The following is a 20973-nucleotide window of genomic DNA, read 5'->3' on the forward strand; positions in this document are numbered from 1 at the left end:
CTCAAGGCCCTTCGTCCTTTCTGTTGTCGTTATCTATCTCACGATCAGCGAGTGCAGCGATGGCGCGCCACACCTTCTTTTGCATCGACGGCCACACCTGTGGAAACCCGGTTCGCGTGGTTTCCGGCGGCAGCATTCCCCAATTGAAGGGCGCCACGATGTTCGAGCGCCGCCAGCATTTCCTGGCGGAGTACGACTGGATCCGCACCGGCTTGATGTTCGAGCCTCGCGGGCATGACATGATGTCAGGTTCGATTCTGTATCCGCCGACGCGCCCTGACTGCGATGTCGGAATTCTGTTCATCGAGACATCCGGCTGCCTCCCCATGTGCGGACATGGAACGATCGGTACCGTGACCATCGCGCTCGAGAACGGCCTGATCCATCCCAAGACGCCGGGGCTCCTGCGTCTCGATACGCCGGCCGGCGTGGTCGAGGCCCGCTATGAACAGAATGGTCCTTTCATCGAGCGAGTCCGCATCACCAACATCCCATCCTTCCTCTATGGGACCGGCTACGAGGTCGAGGTGGAGGGGCTCGGGCATCTGACGGTGGATGTCGCCTATGGCGGCAATTTCTATGCCATCGTCGAGCCGCAGCCGCTCTATTCCGACCTGGCGGAGATCAATCCGTCGGACGTCCTGCGGTGGAGCCCCAAGCTGCGGGAAGCCTTCAATGCGCGCTATCGGATCGCCCATCCGGAGAACCCGGACATCAACCGTCTGACCCACGTTCTGTGGACCGGACGTGCGCAGACCGAAGGCGGCACCGCCCGCAACGCCGTGTTCTATGGCGACAAGGCCATCGATCGTTCGCCCTGCGGGACGGGAACATCGGCCCGCATGGCCCATCTCGCAGCTCGCGGTGAACTGAAGGAGGGCGATGCGTTCGTGCATGAGAGCATCATCGGGTCCACCTTCGTCGGACGCATCGAGGGGCGTGCGAAGGTGGGAGACCGGGAGGCCATCATCCCCTCCATCGAAGGATGGGCGCGGGTGACAGGCTTCAATACGCTCATCATCGACGATCGTGATCCCTTCGCGAAAGGCTTCCAGGTCGTGGACCGGGCGTCAAAGGCTTAACATCAGAGCGTCGGCGACAGCCTTATCTCTTCTGAACAGGATGCACGATGCGGATAGCGATAGTCGGAGCTGGAATCGTCGGCCTCGCAGCCGCACATGCCCTTCTGGATCGTGGACATGACGTCACGCTGATCGATCCGGGCGATCAGACCGCTCGTCCGACGGACGGCAATGCCGGCTGGATTGCTCATACCGACATCATGCCGCTCGCATCTCCCAAGGTCTGGAGGAACCTTCCGACCTGGTTGATGGATCCGCTGGGTCCTCTCACCATCAGGCCTGGTTATCTTCCCGCCCTGATGCCCTGGCTGATGCGCTTCGTGCTGGCGTCGTCGCCCCGGCGGATCAAGGCCAGCATGGCCGCCATCCGGGCCATCAACGCGGAAGCATTGCCCTCCTGGAAGACGCTGCTTTCCTCGTTGGACCTGAATGCGCATCTGCGCGAAAACGGCATTCTCTCCGTATGGAAGCAGCAAGAGGCTTTTCTAAGGACCAAGGACATCATCGATCACCAGCGTGCCCTCGGCATCGGAGTCGACGTTCTCGATCGAAAGGAACTCGCAAGCCTGGAGCCCGCGCTTCGAAACGTCGAAGCAGGCGTGCTCTTCCCGGAAGCGTGCCACATCTCCGATCCCGCCCACCTGGCGGCGGATCTTAAAAGGCTCGCTCTCGCACGCGGCGCGCAGCACTTGGCCGCTCGCGTTCTGGCGGTGCAACCGGACGACGACACGATCCATGTCCGGACAGACAGGGCCACCAAACCTGTCGTTGCCGATCGCGTTGTCATTGCTGCGGGGATATGGTCCCGGCCGCTGGCGAAGATGCTGGGAGATGGGATTCCGCTCGATACAGAGCGCGGATACAACGCAACCTACCCTAAGGGTTCATTCGGCCTCAATCGCCCTATCATGTTCGAGGGCGAAGGTTTCGTGACGACGCCGCTCGATACCGGCGACAGAGTCGGGGGCGCCGTTGAGTTCGCGGGTTTGGACGCCAAGCCCAACCATGCTCGCACATCCGCGATGATCGCACGGCTCAAGCGCTTTCTGCCCGACTTCAATGCCGATCAGGACGCAAGACGCTGGATGGGCTTTCGTCCATCCATTCCCGATTCATTGCCGGTGATAGGTCCTTCCAGGCGGGATCGTCGCATCGTCTACGCATTCGGTCACGGTCATCACGGCTTGACGCAGGCTGCCGTCACATCGCGGCTTGTCGCGGATCTCATCGGCGGGGAAGCCGGCAAAATCGATCTCAAGCCCTATTCGGCCCAGCGCTTCTGAGCAGGCTTGTCCGTCCGGAACTCAGGTACCCGATCCTTCGGCCGGTCGCCTAGGATAGGTTCATGCCGTCGGCTGAGGCGTCGTCGGCGTCACGGGGATCTCCGGCGGGGACGTGGGTGGCACGCCGACCGGCTCGCCAGGCGGCGGAATATCCCCGGGCGTTGTCGGAGGCACCCCGATCGGCTCGGGTGCGGGGCCCTCGGGTGGCGTGGGCGGGCTTACGGGCGCCGGATTGGGATCCGCGGGCGTCGGTTCCGGATAGGGCTGGTTCGGCAGGGGAATAGGCATTCAGGCGGCGCTCCGCTGTTGAGGCATCTATCGAATTCCGTAGGGGCAATCATCGGTGGGGCGCTAGGTTCCGGTCAAGGGATGAGACTTCGTGCCCTGGACCAGTCCGTGGTGTCGGAGCGCCCGTCTCTACGAAACCCTATTCCTGACCGCGCTCGCGCCGCCGCCGCTCCACCTCCTGCTTGATCAGCATATCGAGAATCTCGCTCGGCACCGCCTTCGACGGTCGGCTGTTGATGGCGCGCAGGCGTTCAGAAGCGAATTTCGGCTCACGGTTGACGGTGAGCAGGCCATTTGTTTCCTGCGCGGTATCGGTGAGCTGGGTGTAGCAGAAACCGGCAAGCGCCGTGGAGGCCAGCAGCGCATCGACGAGCTCCTCGTAGCGGGCAAGCAGGGCGTCCGGGTTGGCGAATTGGCCGTACCCAAACCAGTCCTCGGTGGCCTGCGGCACAAAGCCGAGCCCGCCGAACTCGCTGATCACGATAGGCTCGTCCTCGATCTCGGTGCCTTCGCCCAGAAGAGGATGGTGATGCGGACGGACTTCGCGGAACGTGCGCGCGATGGTCTGCCGGTCGGCATAGCGCTCCCGCAGCATGTCCCCGGTGGGCGCATAATCGTGCACGCCGAATACGTCGCCGACCGCGTGCTGCCAGCCGTCGTTGGCTATCACCGGTCGCGTCGGATCAACCGCCCGGGTGAGGTGATAGAGGGCGCTCACAAAGCTGCGCTGTTGAGCCGAACGGTCCAGGTCGGGCACACCCCAGCTTTCGTTCAAGGGAACCCAGGTGATGATGCACGGATGGTTGTAGTCGCGGCGGACGGCCTCCAGCCATTCGCGGGTCAGCATTTCAGCGGCGCGGTCCGAGTAGACATAGGCGTTGGCGGCCTCGCTCCAGACGAGCATGCCGAGCCGGTCGCACCAGTACAGAAAGCGTGGGTCCTCCAGCTTCTGGTGAATGCGGACCCCATTGAAGCCTAATGATTGCGCCAGTTCCACTTCACGCTTGAGAGCCTCCGCATCCGGTGCGGTCAGGAGGGAATCCGGCCAGTAGTTCTGTGCCAGAACGAGGCGCAGGAACGTCGGAATGCCGTTGATGATGAAACGTCCATCGCGAGCTTCGATGCGACGAAGACCGAGATAGCTTTCGACGCGGTCGATGACCGTGCCGTGCTCGTCGATCAATTCGATCAAGGCCTCGATGAGGTTGGGGTGTTCGGGCGCCCAGAGCAGCGTGCGGCGTCGGCGGATGGCCGCATCGTTGATATCTAGGAGAAGGCTGCGCCGCAGTTCTCGCCCCGAAAGCAGATAGGTGTCGTCGACGAGAGTGCGGGTCGGCCTGTCTCCCTTCAGTTGCACGCGTAAGCGCGACCCCGCAGGAGGCGTACGGTCGAGCCGAACAACCAGTTCGGTGCCGAAGCGGTCGACATCCGGTGTCCAGCGCAGCTCCGCAATGGCGACCTTGGGGATCGGCTCCAGCCAGACGGGCTGCCAAATGCCCGTAATACGGTGATACCAGATATAGCCGGGCTGCTCTTCCCAGTATTGCTTGCCTCGCGGCTGTTGGAGATCTCGGGGTTCGTCCTCGGCGCGAACCACGATGACCTGGGTTTCGTCGGGAACGAGCAAGGCGCTGATATCGGCCGAGAAGGGCGTCTGCCCGCCGATGTGCTCGACCGCCATGCGTCCGTTGACCCAAACTGTGGCCTTGTAGTCGACGGCACCGAAATGGATCAGGATCCGATCGCTGCGATCCGTCTTCTCGACCTTTACCTCGCGGCGGTACCAGACCACCGGATGAAAGCCGGTTTCGTGCACGCCGGACAATTTGCTCTCGGGTGCGAAGGGAACCACGATCTCGCGGTCGAAGGGCTCCATCCGTTCGAACCAGCGTTCGGCGAGCCCCTTGTCCTGGTCGTCGAATGCGAAGCCCCATGGGCCGCACAGGTCGATCCAGCGCTCACGGCGCAGCTGCGGACGCGGATGGAGCTCGGCTGGAGCGATCGACTCGGTCATGTCCCCTCCGCTCGATGTTTTGCTGCCGCTGTCGTGCAGGACACCGGCTCACCCTTCGTCCCGACCAACGCATGAAGGCCGGGGAGGTTCTCAACAGAGCCTTCCGGTGAAACTTTCCCGCATCTGAGCCGTTCACTCACTTGGATCACATGACGGCCGAGGTTCGCCACGGCCTCACCGCTGTGCTGCAGTGGAAGCACTGACGCTCAAGGGATGGCCTCGGCATGACCCAAGCGCTCCCATCTCGGTCCCGCCTTCATCGCCTTACCGCACCGGATGCGTTCTGGTGGTCCACCGGGATCGAGGACACCTTCATCACGGCCCCGCACCCGGTCACGGGGCGTACCCTGGACGAGTATGAGCTGACCGGTCACTACGACCGCTGGCATGACGATCTTGGCCTTGTGGCCGAACTTGACGTCCCCTGCGCCCGCTATGGCGTCCCGTGGCACCATATTCAGCCCGCGCCGAACACTTGGGACTGGACGTTTCCGGACGAGACATTGGAGCGGCTGCTCGACCTTGGCATCGACCCTCAGGTCGACCTTGTCCATTACGGATTGCCTGCCTGGATCGAGGGAGCTTTTCTCCATCCCGACTATCCGAAGCTCGTTTCAGATTACGCGGCGCGCTTGGCCGAACGATTTCGCGGGCGGATCACCTGGTACACCCCTCTCAACGAGCCGCGGATCACAGGCTGGTATTGCGGGCGCCTCGGCTGGTGGCCGCCGTTCCGGCGCAGCTGGCCCGGCTTCGTGGCGCTGATGCTCGCGATCGCAAAGGGCATGGTGGAGACCGTCAAGGCATTGGAGAGCGTCGATCCGGAGATCGTGCCGTATTTCGTCGATGCCACCGATCTGTTCGATACCGATGACCCGGCATTCGAGGACGAGGCTCGGCGGCGCCAGGATATCGTCTTCCTCGCTCTCGACCTTGTTTCCGGACGGATCGACGAGAGCCACTCACTCTGGGCTTGGTTGTTGAAGAACGGCGCGCAGGAGGCCGATCTCGCTTACTTTCAGGACAATGCCGTGGCGCTGCCGGTCATCGGCATGAATCTCTACCCGATGTTCACTCAGAAGAAGCTGCTGCGGGATGCCGGAGGGCGATTTCGGATCCGCATGCCCTATGCCGGCGCTGATCTCATCACCCGCCTCGGCCGGCTCTATTATGAGCGTTATGGGGCTCCGCTCATGATTTCGGAAACGGCCTCCATGGGATCCCTGCGCCGCCGGCTCGACTGGCTCGACGCTTCCGTGGCGGCCACCCGGCAGCTCCGAGAAGAGGGCATTCCGTTGGTCGGATATACCTGGTGGCCGATGTTCGCCCTTGTCACCTGGGCCTACCGCCAGGGGCGCCGCCCGGTGACCGAGCATCTGGCCCAGATGGGCTTGTGGGACATCATCCCCGACGAGACCGATCCGCTGCGCCGGGTGCGGACCACGGGGGTGGATATGTACCGGCGCCTGGTGCGGGCTGGGGCCGAGAGCGTTGGCATGCTCTCACAGGTCTCATCCTCCGCCGCCGCGGCGATATGAACCGGAATGGGGAGAGCGGGATGTTCAGAAGCTTCTTTCTCGCGGGCTTCGAGGGCTCCACAGGCTACAACCGGCACGGCCATTGGTTCGACCAGGTGGTGGCGACCGGGCATGACAGGACCGTGGACGACGATTATCGGCAGCTTGCCAGGCTCGACATTCATGCCGTCCGGGAGACCATCCGCTGGCCGTTGGTGGATCTCGGGCGTGGACGTTACGACTTCTCCACCGTCGCGCCCTTCATCGAGGCGGCGCGCCGTCACCATGTGGAAGTCGTATGGGATCTCTTCCATTACGGCTATCCAAAGGGTCTCGACCTGTGGAGCGAGGATTTCCCCCGGCGCTTCGCCGATTACTGCTATGCGGTCGGGTGCTACATCGCCCGGCGCACGGAGGGCACCTGCGCCTTCACGCCCGTGAACGAACCCTCGTTCCTGTCTTACGCGGCCGGCGAGAAGGGCCTGTTCGCGCCCCACGTGACGGGGCGCGGCTGGGATCTCAAGGTAGCACTGTCCCGCGCGGCGATCGAAGGCATCGACGCCTTGTGGGCGGCCTGCCCCGGCGCGCGCATGGTGAATGTCGATCCCCTCTGCCGCGTGGCTGCGCCTCCCGACCATCCGGAGCTTGAGGAGCAGGTGCGGGACTTCAACGACCGCCTCGTCTTCCAGAGCTGGGACATGCTCTGTGGCCGCCTGCTGCCCGAGCTCGGCGGCAGCCGGAAGCATTTGGATATCGTGGGGATCAACTATTACTGGACCAACCAGTGGGAGTTCGGCGGGACGCCGCGGGCCGACGGGGTCATCCCGCCATTGGCGGACGAGGATCCCCGACGTTGGCCCTTGAGCGCCCTCGTCCGCTCGGTGTGGGAGCGCTATGGCGGCGAGGTGATGATCACGGAAACGAGCCATATCGGCGACAGCCGTGGGCGCTGGCTGCGCGAAGTGGCGCAGGAGGCGGAGGACCTGCTTCAGGATGGGGTGCCGCTGCGAGGAGTGTGCCTCTATCCGATCCTGGGCATGCCGGAATGGCACGACCCGGAGATCTGGACGCCGATGGGGCTCTGGGATCCCGTCTGTCATCGGGATCCCGACGGAGAGCGGCTGATCTGCGAGCCGATGCTCGCGGCCCTGCAATCCGTCCGCCATGTGGACGAACTCCATCGCAGGCTCTTCTCCCGCTCACGTGCGCGCAACGCCGCCGCGCGTTCGAAGCGGGTGGCCGGGTCGGTCCCAGCGCAGTGATGGACGTCCCGCAGGATCGGAGATCCATCAATCCATGGTGACCTTGAAGCGAAGCAAATCCCTGTTCATCGTGGGGCGCTTGGACTGCCAGTTGAAGCGGGTCAGGTACAGGTAGAATGTGCTCCCGGCCGTCTGGAAGACCGGTGACCGGCTGTCGTGATCGATGATCGAGGGATAGTCGTAATACGCCTTCTTCTCCGTGGTTCCCCACGGCGGGTCGAACGGGGCGAGAAGGGAGGCCGGCGACCAGTTCCGCAGATCCGGCGAGGTCGCATAATAGACGCCCCCGGTGTCGTTCACCCGCGTGGACCACACGGCCATCCAGAGGTTCCTGGATTCCAGCCGGACAAGGGACCGCACCTTGCCGGTCATGTCGCCGTTCCCGAGGCGGTCGCATGTAGCCTGAATGGGTTCCTGTCCGTCGACCGGATAGGGGTTCGGAGGACGAACGAAGCGGCCTCTGCTCATCATCCGCCAACCGGCCACGAGGTCTGATCGTGGGGCGCGGAACAGGCAGTTCCCGCGCCCGCCCGGTTCTGCTGCATCCTCCGTCCAGGCGATGAAATAGGCGTTCTCGCCATCGAACACCGTGTTCGAGAGCGTGAGGAAGCCAGCGGCCTTGGTGCCCGTGTCGAACCGCTTGTTCGATCCGGCGATGAGGCGCTTTTCCCGAGGCAGAAGCTTGAACGAGAAATCCCGCTCATTCGCTTCCAGGGCCACGAGCGAAAGATACCAGCATTCCGGCTTGCCGGGTCCCTTGGCGCAAAGCCCGTCATGGCGGAGCCCGGAGAACTCCTGGCTCGCCAACCCGAGAACATGGCCGTCATCGAGAGGAATGAGGCTCTGGACCCAGAAGCGGTCATTCAAGGCTGCGGGATCGGCCGATTCCTCTCCCTGGGACACGATCGAGCAATCGGGGCGCAGATCGGCAAAGCTCGAACCCTCCAGAACCCTGTTCCGGAAATGCGCGGCGATCAGGGCCACGGAACCGTCCCGGCGGCGATACGCCCTGGCGGGCGAATCGGGAATCGTGCGCCAGTCGCAGCGCTGCCGCTCATAGCTGTAGACCACTTCAGGTTCGGGAGAGACCGAGAAGTGAAGCGGGTCATCGGCGACCACAGCCCTGCACATCATCAGCAGGAGAATCGCCGGCCCTGCGAAGGTGTTCCACCATGCGATCCTGATCATGAGATCTGCATCTCACTTGCCGTTTGCGATCCGCTGCAGGAAGGGTGCCGGCTGGAGCCTGTTCGCAGTGAGGAAGTCCAGATATCGCGACGCCGCCGCGCTCCGATGCCGGTCATAGGCGTCGGGATCGAAACGGATCAACTTCTTCAGGCTGGAGCGCGTGAGCGGTGCGGTCAGGTCGCTCGCGGCAACGTGCGGGACGCCCGTGTTCTCGCAGAGTTCCCGGGTTCGGGAATCGATCGTGACGGTCAAGCCCATGCGCTCTGCCTGAAGAGCCAGGGCCACGCCATGATACCGGGATCCGATCGTGAGGTCATGCCGGCGCAGGGTGTCCATCCAGGCCGGAACGTCGTAGAAGGAGCGGACGTAGTTTCGGCACCAAGCCTTGAATTCCTCGAAGGAATAATGAGGGACGGTGTGGTTGTGGATCTCCTTCAGCGCATGCGGGTCGATCTCGTCGAAGATCTCCCGTGAGACCCGGATCATCTCTCCCATCGACTGAACCACATATTGGCCCGGATACATCGGGTCCATCATGAGGCCGATGAGCTGATGCTCGATATCCCGGGTCTTCAACCACGCCTGATGACCTGCGGCGACCGAGATGGAGCGCGGCAAGGGAAGGTTCGACCACTGCTTGTGAATCTTCTGGCCGAGGCCCGGATTCGGGTTCGTGAAATACGAGGGGCAGCCGCCGGCCACGGAACCGTGGATATCCAGCTTGTCGAGCTGCGACGTGGTGAACGCACCACGCGTATAGATGTTGGATCCCGCCGAGGACGGGTTGGATCGCGCGATGACCTGGGCCCAACGACGGGTCCCGTCGGTCAGCTGGATGTCCTGATCGTAGCTGTCGGCCTGAGCACCAAGCCCGATGGCGACAATCGGCAAGCCCGATTTTTCCAGGTTGTCCGCCATGTTGCCGTAATCCGTGTGGCGCCCCAGTTGATTGGCGCAGGGAATGACGATGAGGTCGGCATTCTCTTTCAGGCTCTCGGCCGATGCACTCCAACTGAAGAATTTGACCGGATTGGAGATATGGCTGGCGATGGCATAGACGAAGGCCAGATTGCCGTTGTTGTGGCCGATCCCGTTGTAGAGATCCTCGAAAGCGGAGTTCGAGTAGAGTCCCAGGGACGGATACTTCCACAGGATCGCGACCCGCAGAGGTTTGGCGGGAGCCTTCGGCTTGAGGGCGGCCTGGTCGAGCGGCTTGTCCATGGTCATCTCGTCGAGCATGTGAAATCCAATCCTGAAATCGGTGTTCGCCGGAACGCGGCCTGGTACCTGCCGGTCTCGGGGCAGGCCCATGCCGAAGGCGTATGAGCTGATAAGGGCTCTCTCGCTCCTGGACGAGATCGCCCCGGTGAAATCCTTGGTTAAGCCGCTTCCGCCCGGCGCATCTTCAGGCTGTTCTCCCACGACAAGGCATGGCGGATGATCGCCTCGAGATCGTCGAGCTTGGGAGACCAGTTCAGGGTCTTACGGATCCGATCGGCGCTGGCGATCAGGGTAGCGGGATCCCCGGCTCGTCGCGGAGAAAGGTTCACGGGGAAATCGACACCCGAGACCCTCTTCACGGCCTCCACGACCTCGTGCACCGAGTAGCCGCGACCATAGCCGCAATTGAAGACGGTGCTGTCGCCGCCCGCATCGAGGTAATCGAGCGCGAGCATGTGGGCGTGGGCCAGGTCGGAGACGTGAATGTAGTCACGCAGGCATGTGCCGTCAGGCGTGGGATAATCGGTTCCGAAGATGTCGATGTGGGATCTTTCGCCCAGAGCGGCCTGGGTTGCGACCTTGATGAGATGCGTCGCCTGGCGCGTGCTTTGACCGCTGCGGCCTTGAGGGTCGGCGCCTGCAACGTTGAAATACCGGAGGGCCACGAAGCGGAGAGGATGGGCGCGGGCAACGTCCCTCAGCATCATCTCGGTCATGAGCTTCGACGTGCCATAAGGAGAAACGGGGTTGAGTGCCGTCGTCTCGGAGATCGGGCTCTCCTTGGCGTCGCCATAGACGGCGGCTGTCGAGGAGAACAGAAACTGCTCGACGCCGTTCTGCACCGCAGCGCTGATAAGCGACCGCGACCTGACGGTGTTGTTGAGGTAGTATTTCAGCGGATCCGTGACGGATTCCGGAACGACGATCGAGCCGGCAAAATGAGCGATCGCTTTGACGGAATGCTTGCTGATGATCTCCGCAACGAGGTTCTCGTTGCCGATGTCGCCCTCGATGAGTGTCGCGTCCGGGTGGACCATCCACGCGAATCCGGTGCTGAGATCGTCCAGGACCACGACATCCTTCCCGGCATCGGCCAATGCCAGAACCATGTGGCTTCCGATATAGCCGGCCCCGCCCGTTACCAACACAGTCATGACTGCCCCTCGTTCTTTGCTGTGACGTGGTGAGAATGGAAGGGGAGCCGGAATGCTACCGGCTCCCCCGATGGGACGATCAGGCAGCCTGCAACTGCCTGTACTCGCTCTGCCTCATCACGGGCTGCATCTTCGTATCCGCCCCGTTCTCAACCAGGAACTGATGCATTTCGCGGTAGGTGTGATGGTAGGCGCGATTGAACTTGTCGAAGAGCGACTGGTCCCAGTAATCCTCGAGCCTGAACTCCTTGCCTGAGAAGACGTCGAAGCTCGGAATCTGATAGGTCTCTGCGAACTCGACCGTCCGGCTGTCATAGGTGAAGTAGATCGACGGGACACCGTTCGCGAGCGCCATCAGGTTGCCATGGAGACGATATCCGAGGACAAGGTCCTTCTGCTGCACGAGATCTTCGTAGTCGGCGACCACGTCGGAATAGAACAGCCTCTCCCTGTGGAGCTTTTCCATCGTGTCGTCGAGGTACCAATCGTTGACCTGCTTGTCAGCGCGCAGTGCGGTAAACGCCTCTTCGCGCTGTTCCGCCGTCCCGAGAACGATCTTCTTTTCCTCGACCTCGCCCTGCGCCATCAGCACCACGTCGAACCGCGCCGCCAGGCTTTTCACGAGGTCCCGATGGAACGTCAGGTACTGCTTGATGTCGCGTGCATATGTGGACGACACCTCGCGCCGAACCGTGATGCCGGCCGTCCGGATGCTCTCCAGTGGAGGCAGCTGAATGTTCAGATTCGGGTTGTTCCGGCGGAACGCGGTCGGGCAGCCGACGATGCGGACGTTCTTGATGCCGAGATCCCAGAGGACCTGCGCCGAGTAGGCCCCGCGCACGCCGATGGAGGTGGTGGAATCGGCCATCATGCGAAGAACGGTCTTGGTTTCATCCGACAGTTCGATCTTGCCCTTGACTGGCGCCTGAGCGCCGATGCCCCAGGCGATGACCGGAATCTTGATCTTCTTGAGGACGTCGACCGCCTGGTTCCAGACCATGTCCTTATGGACATAGTTCGACCCGCGCAGGAACACGTAATCGTACTCGGCATTGATCCGGTCGATCTGGGTCAGGTCGGGGTTTGCGATCTCCAGGGCATCGAGCTTGTCGTAGTTCAGGAGCTTCAACGACGAGTCGAAGACGAAGGCGTCGCCGATGTTGTGGTAATGGTTGATGCTGCGCTGAATATCCTTGTGACGGTACCAGCGGACATTGTCGTGGTTGTAGACTTCGCCCGAAGGGCTGATGACGAGAATACGCTTCATAGTGTTGCCTCCAGATGATTTTGCGATGGTCGGCTAAGCCGTAAGCGCGACCGCTGACGGGCTCGTCGCCTTTTTCGCGGCAAGGTCCTGATAGAGATCGAGATGAAGTTGGGCACATTCCTCGTAGGTGATCGGCTGCCCGATACCCGCGCGCAGGTCGTTCCAAAGCTTCGGGCTCGTCAGCGCCTCGGTCATGCGATCGACGAGATCCTGGGACGATCCGACGCGGAAATGGAGCCCGTTGACCCCGTCGACGATCTTCTCGGCCATGCCGCCGATATTGCTGCAGATCATGGGACGTCCGTGATGGAAGGATTCCTGGATCACGATCGGGGAATTCTCCCACCAGATGGAGGGAATGATCGTCCAGTCGATCGAGCGCATGAGGCGCGGCATCTCGCTGTTCTGATAGGAGCCGTAGAACCTCACCCGCGATCCGGCCCGTTCCACCAGCTTCCTGATCTTCTCCTGGAACGCTTCCGGCTGACGTTCCAGGTTGCCGCCGAAGATCATCAGCTGGGCATCGTCTCCCCAGACGGAATCGGGAATGCAGGTGACCGCGTCGAGGAGGACATCGACGCCCTTGAATTGTGTGATCTGGCCGAAATAGCCGAAGCGGGAGCGCCTACCGCCTCTTTGGGGCAAGCTTCGCGGCGGCGCGGTCTCGGCGATGTCGAGGCCGTTCTCGATGACGATAAAACGTGAACGATCCAGCCCCCAGTCCACGTAGCGGTCGACGAGGAACTGGCTGGGAGACACGAAGAAGTCGGCGACGTCGAGAAGTCCGCGGATGAAATGCTCACGGCGCAGGAAGCGTGCCGGGGAGATCTCGGGAAAGCATGCATTGCAATCCGATGGCGACGCCCTGTGGCAGAGTTTCGTGCCGCCGGTCTTCACCATCTGCCCATGATGGCTGCAGATCGAAAGGAATTCATGGAACGTGATGACGATCACGCAAGCGGGAAGCGCCCGGCGAACGGCATAGATCATTTCGAGACCCAGGCCGATGAAGTGATGGAAGTGAACGACGTCGGGCCGCAGGTCCCTGAGGACGCGGAGGAAGTCGCGCTCGATTTCCTCGGTGTTCCGGTTCGAGATGAGAAAGTGATCGTATTCGTCGGCATGATAGAGGAACTCGCCCTCGGTCTGCCGAAGGCTCATCAGGGCCGTTCGGCTGTGCCTCGCGACCGGGTGGCCGACACGGGCGAGGAAACGGGATTCGACGTTGCCGATCCGGTTGAGACCCTTGTGCAGGTTATACGCGGCGATCTCGGCGCCTCCGAGGGAGAAGCTCGGATGGCCATGCGAGACGATGAGTACGCGGGGAGGGTGATTTGACATGCTTGCACTACCTCATGTTGTTGATGAGGAGCGACCACTTGCGGTCGAAGCTCCAGCGATCGACTTTCTGGGCCAGGCGGTGTGCCGGAAAAGCCGAGGGACCGACATCGTTGTCGGCGGAAATCATCTCGACGTCCGGGAGCCATACCGCGGGCGTCCCTCCGAGCCTCATCTTGAGGCAGAGATCGCGCCCCTTCTCGCCGGCGCCCAGATAGGAGCGCGTGAAGCCGCCGACCGACGCAATGGATTCGCGCGAGACGATGCAGCATGAGAGCGATCCGGCGATAACCTCCGTCGGCTGGGATCCGCGCACGACATCGCGCGGATAGCCGATGTAGCGGTCGACGAGCTTCTGCTCCTCCTGGTCGAGCCAGGTGCCCGCGAAGCGGATGGAGTTGTCCTCGTAGAGGATCGTGGGGCTGATCAAGGCCTTGCCGCCGCGGTTGCGGTAGGCCCGCTCGAGCGACGAGATCCATCCGGCCTGGCGTGGCAGTACGCCGGCGGCGAGAAAGATCAGCGTTTCCGCCCGCGTCGCCTGAATGGCGGCCTCGAAGGCATCGCAGGCATCCTGCACGCCCGTTGCTCCGATCACCCGGACCTTGATGCCGTAGAAACGGGAGAGCCGTTCCGCTTCCGGTGCAATGCTGTCGAAAGCCTCCAGGGGCGCGGCCACGATGATCGGCATGTCCTTCGTCTCGGCGTCCAGTGCCAGGAGAGACAAGGTCACGGCCGCCTCTTCGACATCGATTCCGGCTCCGATGACCAGAGCCCTGCCGGCTTCAGAATCGTCGAAATCGAAGTCGCGGATTTCCGTGACGGCTGGCGCAGGCGCGGCCATGGCCTGCATCATCGGGCCGATATGACGCTCGATGGCGGCTCCGGCGGCCGCCGTCCGAGGATCGAGAGGCGAGATGAGCCGCTCGAGGGATCGGCGGGACATGCCGCGGAGAGGCGTGAGAGGATAGAACGCGACCGCATCTCCAACGGCCATCTCGAAATAGACCGGTACCTCCGCCGCAGCAGGCAGGCCGGGAACGAAGGCCAGGAAGCCGTGGTCGTTGCGGGCCGGGTCGAGGCGTCCGGCGAAGAGGCTGTTGTGCTGGAACGCCGATGAGACGTCCGACCGGGGGAGGCGGGTCCAGGTGTCGTCGATCCGCTGCTGGGTCGCGCCGGTGCGCAGGGTGAGGGAATCCACGTGGCCTTCCGGATCGAGCATCCAGCCGGCCACCAGAATCCCGCCGCCCGGAATCTCGGCGACCATGTCCATGCCGATGCGAACCGGCACTTTGAGGTCCGACACCGTGTCGCGACCGTCGAACCGCTCGCCGGCCCGCCGGAGCGTCAGCATCGTGTCCGGATTTGCATGCGCGCGGACCAGGCCGTCCCGGATATGGGCGGGAACGTCGGTCGGGGACAGGAGAACGCGACGGTCATAGACTTCGAGACTCCGCCACCCATCCCGTCCACGGAAGAACACCTTCTTGAGCCTGCCCGGATCGATGACGGACGTTCCCGTGTCGAGCAGTCCCAAGAAGCCCTTGCCTTGCTCCCCCAGGTCGCTGCGGGGAACCGAAGCCGACTTGAACTCGCCGGCCATAAGTCCTTCGTGGGCCGCAAGAACGTGCACCCTGTCGCAAGGCAGATCGGTGGCCCAGCCCTGAAGAAACACCTGACCCGTATCGATCGAGCCGATGACCTCGATCCAACCATCGGTCGGGCCCGCGGCGCCGAGCACCGATATGGCGGCCTCCAAACGCTTCTGACTGTTCTTTCCGGCGATCAGAGCATGAACGATGCGGTCGATGATGATCGATGATCGATCACCCGCATCGGCGGAGACGATCCTGATCAACGTGGCAAGAGGGACCGTAGGCTTGATCAGGGTATAGCGGATCGGCGGACCGCTGCGCCGCATGACCACGGAACGCAGGCGAACCTTGGCGGCGAGGCGGATCGGCACGATGGCGACGAAACCAATCGCGGCATCGGCAGGCGCATCCTTGCGGACCCAGCAGATGGTGTCGGCCTTCATGGTCATGGAAGGATCGCCGTTGAGCAATGCTTCGACATGGTCGGTCATGGCGTCGGCCACTCCGCAAATCAGCGCGAGGTCGTCGCCGATCGGAGTGACGAGCGCGCTCTCGCCGTCGAGAGGCAGGTCGCGCATTTCCACCGGTTGCGTATTGTGCTGCATGGGAGACCTGAAATTCCGTTCGATGACCGTTGTTTGCTTGCGCTTCGAGAAGGCGGGTTACCAAGGAGGATGACGCAGAAGGACGACGAGTGCCGCGATGGCGCTGACGGCGGAAATGCCTCCGAATGCCATCAGGAGGGTGACGGCCCTTCGCATCGGACGGTCGACGGACGATCCGAGGTCATCGATCTGCTTTCCGAAATCCGCCAGCACCCTGTCGAACCGCATATGAAAGACTTCGATGTCGGAAATCTTCTTGGCGAGGTCGGATTGATTGGCCCGGACGGCATCGAGAGCCGCCGCGATGCCGTTCTCTTCGGCGACGATCTCGTTGATCTGGCTCGAAGTCCCTCGGAGGCTCTCGACGGCCTCGCGTTGCAGGATCTGCGATCGCCTTTGCGCTTCGATGAGCAGTTCGAGACGATCGAAGACCCGGTTCAGCGGTGCGCTGAGGGCAGCCTCGGCCGCGCGCTCGTCCTGGCTCGCAGCCTGCAGGACGAGCTCGTCGCCGGTCGACGGAGAGATCGCGACGACAGCAAGACCGGCATTGCCCTGGCCGGCGCGGTCCGGAAGCTCGATCTCGAAGGCGTAGCCACCGTCGCCGATCCCGTTGCGGCGCAGATCCACACGGGGCATGTCGGCCGTGGTCGACGCGATGGTCTCCCCGTCCAGTGTGATGCGAACATGGAGGCGCTCCGTAGGACGGGCCCGATCCCAGACCCATCCGTAGAGGCGCCGCCCTTCGATGGCGTCGACGCGGCCCTGAAGCTGCGGACCCGCCGGTGGCTCCGGTACGGCCACCGCATTGTTGGATTGTGCTGCGCTCATGCTGCGTTCGCCTTCAATTGGATGATGTCGGCTCCTTTGAGGAGGCTGCGATAGAGAGAGAGGTGTCGCTCCGCGACGGCCGTCATCTCGGCCGGCGGAGTGATCCCGGCGACCAATGTCTCCCACAGGTCGGGCGTCTCGATGGCCCGCCGCATGGTGCGGGCGAGAAGGGACGGGTCGTCGGGGCGGACATGCAGGCCGTCAATCCCGTCCCGGACGGCCTCCGCCATTCCTCCGATGCCGCTGGCGATGACGGGGCGCCGATGAGCGAAGGCTTCCTGGATCACCAGGGGGGCGTTTTCCCACCAGACCGAGGGCATCACCACCCAGTCGACGGCAGCCATGAGGCTTCCAATGTCTTCGCGGCCGTAGGGTCCGAGCCGCACGACCTGAGGCTCCGTCTCGTTAAGAAGATTGTCGATTGTCTCGACGAATTCCTTTGACTGAAACGGTGCGCCGCCGTGCAGGCGAAGCTCGAAATCCTCGACCCCGTCCGCGATGAGACGCTGAGCGGCCTTGAGGAGAACGGGGACGCCCTTCCAGGGGTTGAGATTGCCGAAATAGCCGAACACGGACCGCCTGCCCGAGGGAGCGGATCGGTGCGCGGACGGCACGACCGCAGGCCGCCCGTTCGGGACGATTTCGATCGAGCCGGCCGGAAGACCCCAGCTCACGAAGCGTTCCTTGAGGAAGCGGCTGGGAGCAATGAAGCGGTGAACCTGGTCGAGATGGGTCCGGATATACGTTTCGCGCAGGAGGAAGCGATCCGCCGGGATGTCCGGGAAGCATCCATTGCAGCGATGGGGCGTCGCGCGGTCGCATCGTTCCTTCCCTACCGTCCGCATCATCAGTCCGTCGTGAGCGCAAATCGGGAAGTAATCGTGGAGCGTCATGACGATGCGGGCGTTCGGCAGGATACGACGCACCAGTGCGATGAACTCCACTCCCATGAGTAGGACATGGTGAATGTGGACGATGTCGGGGCGAAAATCCTCCAGCAGACTCACGAGATGAGGAACGACGCCGTAAGCGTCGATCTGACTCAGGTTGAACTGGTCGAAATGCCCGCACCACATGACGACCTCATCGGGTGCGCCACCGGGCGATTGGAAGCTCGTTCCCGGCCTTTGACCGCGATGGAGATTGTTCGTTGCGGCGAGGAACAGCGCTTCGACGTCAGGACGCGAGCGGTACTCACGGAAGAGATCATGGGCGAGGATCTCCGTCCCGCCGGGATGAAAATCCGGATGATTGTGGGCAATGACCAGGACGCGGGTTGTCACGTGATCTACTCCGGCTTAACCGCGATGATGACATCCTGGTAGTGATTGCTCTCGATCCCCCGCCAATGGCCGAGACTCAGGCGGCGGATCTGAAGGCCGGCCTTCTTGAGAATGTCCTCGATGATTCCCGCATCGAAGCCGATCGCGCCGAGCGGCGCCAAAGGATCGCCATACCATGTGCCAGGCGTCTTCCCCCGCGTGAACCGCGGGCGGGCCGTCTTCCTGTCCGGATCCCCCGCCGCGACCACGAACGCGGTCAGGAACAGGCGTCCGCCCGGCCTCAGCAGGCGCATGACCTCTCGTGCGTAAGCGGAAATCTCCGTCTCCGGCAGATGGGTCGCAACGGATACCATCGTGACGAAGTCGAACTTCGCATCGGAGAACGGCAGGACGATCTCATGGCCTGCAATCGCTCCGCCAGGGTTGTACAATTCGTGAGCCACATCAACGCGGCAGAACCGGAAGTTCGGATACGACGACGTGATGTTCTGCACGCACCATTCAATGCCGGCATTCACAGGGTCGACGCCCTCATAGAAGGCCTTCTCGGAATCGAGGTACTGCGTCAGCGGAACGGCCATCCGCCCGATTCCGCAGCCAATGTCGAGTACCGACTCGGATGGCTGAAGACCTCCAAGGCGAACGAAGTGGCCGAGATATTCGGCGCCGATCGCGCGATAGTCGCCGTCGCCGACGAACACGTTTTCCGGCGAAGGAGCCGGCAATGAATCGTCCTGCGTGATCTGTTCCATCAAATTCTGGAGGATCGCGTCGGCACCCGGATCGAGGTTCGGTGCACGTGAGGCGCTCGTGAGATCGAACTGCGCATTCATATGGCGGCATTCCTTCCTTTGCGAGGGCGTCCGGTCTGCATTGCTGCAATCATGACATCGCGCCAGCGCTCGGTATGGAGAGCGCAATTGTACTGCCAGGCGATCCCGCGCATGTACTCGGCGTTGAGAGACATCGACTTCCGTTCGAGGTGGTAAAGTTCGACGTCGGGGACGTATGCGATCTTGCGCTCCGTCATGGTTATTTTGAGGCAGAGATCGCTGTCTTCGTAATCTCCGACCACATAATCTTCAGTGAAGCCGCCGACGGATTCGAACAATGATCTTGTGGTAACGAGACAGGCTCCGGTCACGGCGGGAACGACGCGCTCTTCGCACGCCGGAGCGTAGTCGCGCGGCATGCCTTTGTGAAAATGCTGGTTGAGCCAGTAGCCGCGATGATCCTGCGAGAAGTACATGCCGGCGTGCTGGATCGATCCGTCTTCGAACAGAAGCTTCGGCCCGACGGCGCCGATGCGGCGGCGGCCGTTCAGACGCGCGGCCATTGCCTCCAGCCATCCGGGAGAAACCGGGATGATGTCGGAATTGACCAGTGCCAGAACATCGCCTTGAGCAATGGACACGCCGACGTTGTTGGCGCGCGCGTATCCACCGTTTCTCTCCATGACGACGAGAACGACGGGAAGGCCGTAGACGAGATGGAGACCACCCAGAAGATGCTCGACTTCCTGAGCCTGTTCGGGAGAGTCGAGCACATAAATAAGTTCCGCATTCGCGCGCATCCATGGATCGGCAGCGAAGGCGGCAATTTGAAAGCGGAGGAACTCCAGGTTCCGATAAAGCGGGATGATCACCGACGCTTTCGGGCGCTGGTGAGAGACGCCTATCTTCCGAATTGTGGGGCGCCCGATCTGGTTGCGGACCTGAGCGTGAAGATCAGCGATGGCCGGACGGAGAACCTGCGTCAGGACGGATTGGTCCACGTGCTGCGCCGGTATGGCCCGCAAGGCCGCGGCGCGAGCCTCGGCCGGATCGGCCGGTTGAGGGTGCGGTACGAGAGAATGACGTGCGCCGGATTTGAGGCGCAGATGGAAGCGCGGTTGCAGGTTCTGCGCCGCGCGCGTGCCGGTGGGTGCCAGAACGGCGAACCCTGTGGCCCCGAGACGGGATCCTTTCGTCGGCCCCGCGACTTCAACGGGAAACGTGAACAGGTGCTTTGTGAGATCAAGCGGTTCGTTTTCGGTGCTGCCGACCTCGATCCCCGCGAAGAGATTGACCGGATCACGGTACCATCCGGTCACCAAGGTCCCCGCAGATGTCGCCAGTGCGGAAACGATCTCGGCCGAAGGGGCCGTGAGGCTGCTCGAAAGCCGACGAGGGCGCAGGGGTGACCGAAGCTGCAGCTCGAGCGCGTAGGCAGGCCCTGCCGCGGAGCGTGCGGCAATCTCCCGCAGCACGTGTTCACGCAAACCGGGCATCGCTTGCGCCTGCTCACGAAACCAACGTTCGATCGAGGGCAGGCGTCCCTCCGGCTTGAGCAAACGCCGGACGGACAGGCCTCCGGGTCCAATCAGAATGAGGAGAGGATCTTCGGCGGGAATTCGCGCGCGATCGATCAGGAGATGGATGACATCCCGACCATCTTTCGCATCGGGAATCCTATGGGCGACGGCGTGAATGCGCGTCAGTCCATTCCTGCCGAACGTATAGATCGCGTCGATCTTGCCGAAGCCGGCGACGAGGGATGTCCGCGTCAGGATGAAGTCGTCGGCGATCTGCGCAATGGCGACGGCCTGTCCGGGCGTCGGGGCCATGTGCGAGAGAAGATTGCTGAGAAGTTCGATGAAGGTTCTGTCGCGCCGGAGGCGGAACATCGCGCCCCACACATTGAGGAGGGCGGATGCGAGGGCCACGCGACCATGATTGTCGATGCCGTCGATCAGGTCCTCGGCGTGCGCCGGGGCAAGCGTCACATCGCGATCGATGGAGACGGATGTTCCGAGACCGCGCGCTTCGAGGCTTAGATCGAGACCTGCCCGTTCATCTGCCGGGCGTTGAAAGACCCAGAAGAGGCGTGATCCGCCGCCGGGCAAGGAGAGACGCAGAGATGCGGAAGGCCAGATGTCTTCGCCGTCGTTCTTGAGGCTTGACGGCGAGCCGCGTTCGGCGTGCGGCACGTCCCAGGTGAGCAGAACCACGTCGCGCCCGAGAGATGCCACCTTGGGGGAGGCGAGACCGTCGACTGGTGATGTGAGCATGG

General features: G+C 62.6%; 16 protein-coding genes. 4 read left to right on the top strand and 12 right to left on the bottom strand.

What is annotated here, in order from left to right; genetic code table 11:
- Positions 1-59: 59 nt before the first annotated feature.
- Together DDF70_RS06760 and DDF70_RS06765 are read left to right on the top strand one after the other, a co-directional pair.
- Positions 60-1082 carry a 4-hydroxyproline epimerase gene (locus tag DDF70_RS06760; protein WP_114944098.1) on the top strand — a complete coding sequence of 341 codons (1023 nt, stop codon included), beginning with the start codon at positions 60-62 and terminating at the stop codon, positions 1080-1082.
- Between the two features lie 47 nt (positions 1083-1129).
- The gene (locus tag DDF70_RS06765) at positions 1130-2365 is read left to right on the top strand and encodes an NAD(P)/FAD-dependent oxidoreductase (RefSeq protein WP_114944099.1); all 1236 of its coding nucleotides are present in this window, start codon (positions 1130-1132) and stop codon (positions 2363-2365) included.
- A 60-nt stretch (positions 2366-2425) separates the two neighbouring features.
- Here the strand turns inward: DDF70_RS06765 and DDF70_RS06770 are convergent, their stop codons facing one another.
- Both DDF70_RS06770 and DDF70_RS06775 read right to left on the bottom strand, forming a co-directional pair.
- On the bottom strand, positions 2426-2653 hold the full coding sequence (locus tag DDF70_RS06770; protein WP_114944100.1) for a hypothetical protein: 228 nt from the start codon (positions 2651-2653) through the stop codon (positions 2426-2428).
- Positions 2654-2792: 139 nt separating this feature from the next.
- Positions 2793-4667 (bottom strand): glycoside hydrolase family 2 protein, encoded by a 1875-nt coding sequence (locus DDF70_RS06775; protein ID WP_114944101.1) that lies wholly within the window; start codon positions 4665-4667, stop codon positions 2793-2795.
- A 224-nt stretch (positions 4668-4891) separates the two neighbouring features.
- On the opposite strand from DDF70_RS06775, the gene DDF70_RS06780 reads away from it, so the two are divergent.
- Both DDF70_RS06780 and DDF70_RS06785 read left to right on the top strand, forming a co-directional pair.
- Complete coding sequence (locus DDF70_RS06780) at positions 4892-6205, top strand: family 1 glycosylhydrolase (RefSeq protein ID WP_114944102.1); 1314 nt, start codon at positions 4892-4894, stop codon at positions 6203-6205.
- A gap of 20 nt (positions 6206-6225) precedes the next feature.
- Positions 6226-7446, top strand: coding sequence for a glycoside hydrolase family protein (locus DDF70_RS06785; RefSeq protein WP_114944103.1), 1221 nt, complete (start codon positions 6226-6228; stop codon positions 7444-7446).
- A 27-nt stretch (positions 7447-7473) separates the two neighbouring features.
- Here the strand turns inward: DDF70_RS06785 and DDF70_RS06790 are convergent, their stop codons facing one another.
- From DDF70_RS06790 to DDF70_RS06835, 10 genes are all read right to left on the bottom strand, one after another.
- Positions 7474-8634, bottom strand: a complete 1161-nt coding sequence (locus tag DDF70_RS06790; RefSeq protein WP_114944104.1) for a hypothetical protein — start codon at positions 8632-8634, stop codon at positions 7474-7476.
- Between the two features lie 12 nt (positions 8635-8646).
- On the bottom strand, positions 8647-9873 hold the full coding sequence (locus tag DDF70_RS06795) for a polysaccharide pyruvyl transferase family protein (protein WP_114944139.1): 1227 nt from the start codon (positions 9871-9873) through the stop codon (positions 8647-8649).
- 140 nt (positions 9874-10013) lie between these two features.
- Positions 10014-11009: a UDP-glucose 4-epimerase GalE gene (gene galE, locus DDF70_RS06800; RefSeq protein WP_114944105.1), complete on the bottom strand. Its 996-nt coding sequence runs from the start codon at positions 11007-11009 to the stop codon at positions 10014-10016.
- A 79-nt stretch (positions 11010-11088) separates the two neighbouring features.
- Positions 11089-12276 (bottom strand): polysaccharide pyruvyl transferase family protein, encoded by a 1188-nt coding sequence (locus DDF70_RS06805; RefSeq protein ID WP_114944106.1) that lies wholly within the window; start codon positions 12274-12276, stop codon positions 11089-11091.
- Positions 12277-12309: 33 nt separating this feature from the next.
- Positions 12310-13617 carry a glycosyltransferase family 4 protein gene (locus tag DDF70_RS06810; protein WP_114944107.1) on the bottom strand — a complete coding sequence of 436 codons (1308 nt, stop codon included), beginning with the start codon at positions 13615-13617 and terminating at the stop codon, positions 12310-12312.
- Positions 13618-13624: 7 nt separating this feature from the next.
- The gene (locus DDF70_RS06815) at positions 13625-15811 is read right to left on the bottom strand and encodes a glycosyltransferase family 2 protein (protein ID WP_114944108.1); all 2187 of its coding nucleotides are present in this window, start codon (positions 15809-15811) and stop codon (positions 13625-13627) included.
- Positions 15812-15868: 57 nt separating this feature from the next.
- Positions 15869-16639 carry a hypothetical protein gene (locus DDF70_RS06820; RefSeq protein WP_114944109.1) on the bottom strand — a complete coding sequence of 257 codons (771 nt, stop codon included), beginning with the start codon at positions 16637-16639 and terminating at the stop codon, positions 15869-15871.
- The gene (locus DDF70_RS06825) at positions 16636-17922 is read right to left on the bottom strand and encodes a glycosyltransferase family 4 protein (protein WP_114944110.1); all 1287 of its coding nucleotides are present in this window, start codon (positions 17920-17922) and stop codon (positions 16636-16638) included. The genes DDF70_RS06820 and DDF70_RS06825 overlap by 4 nt, the downstream gene beginning before the upstream one ends.
- A gap of 5 nt (positions 17923-17927) precedes the next feature.
- Positions 17928-18755: a class I SAM-dependent methyltransferase gene (locus tag DDF70_RS06830; protein ID WP_114944111.1), complete on the bottom strand. Its 828-nt coding sequence runs from the start codon at positions 18753-18755 to the stop codon at positions 17928-17930.
- On the bottom strand, positions 18752-20971 hold the full coding sequence (locus DDF70_RS06835) for a glycosyltransferase (RefSeq protein ID WP_245435389.1): 2220 nt from the start codon (positions 20969-20971) through the stop codon (positions 18752-18754). Before DDF70_RS06835 ends, DDF70_RS06830 begins: the two co-directional genes overlap by 4 nt.
- Positions 20972-20973 lie beyond the last annotated feature (2 nt).

Source organism: Microvirga calopogonii (genome assembly GCF_003347665.1).
Lineage (GTDB): Bacteria > Pseudomonadota > Alphaproteobacteria > Rhizobiales > Beijerinckiaceae > Microvirga > Microvirga calopogonii.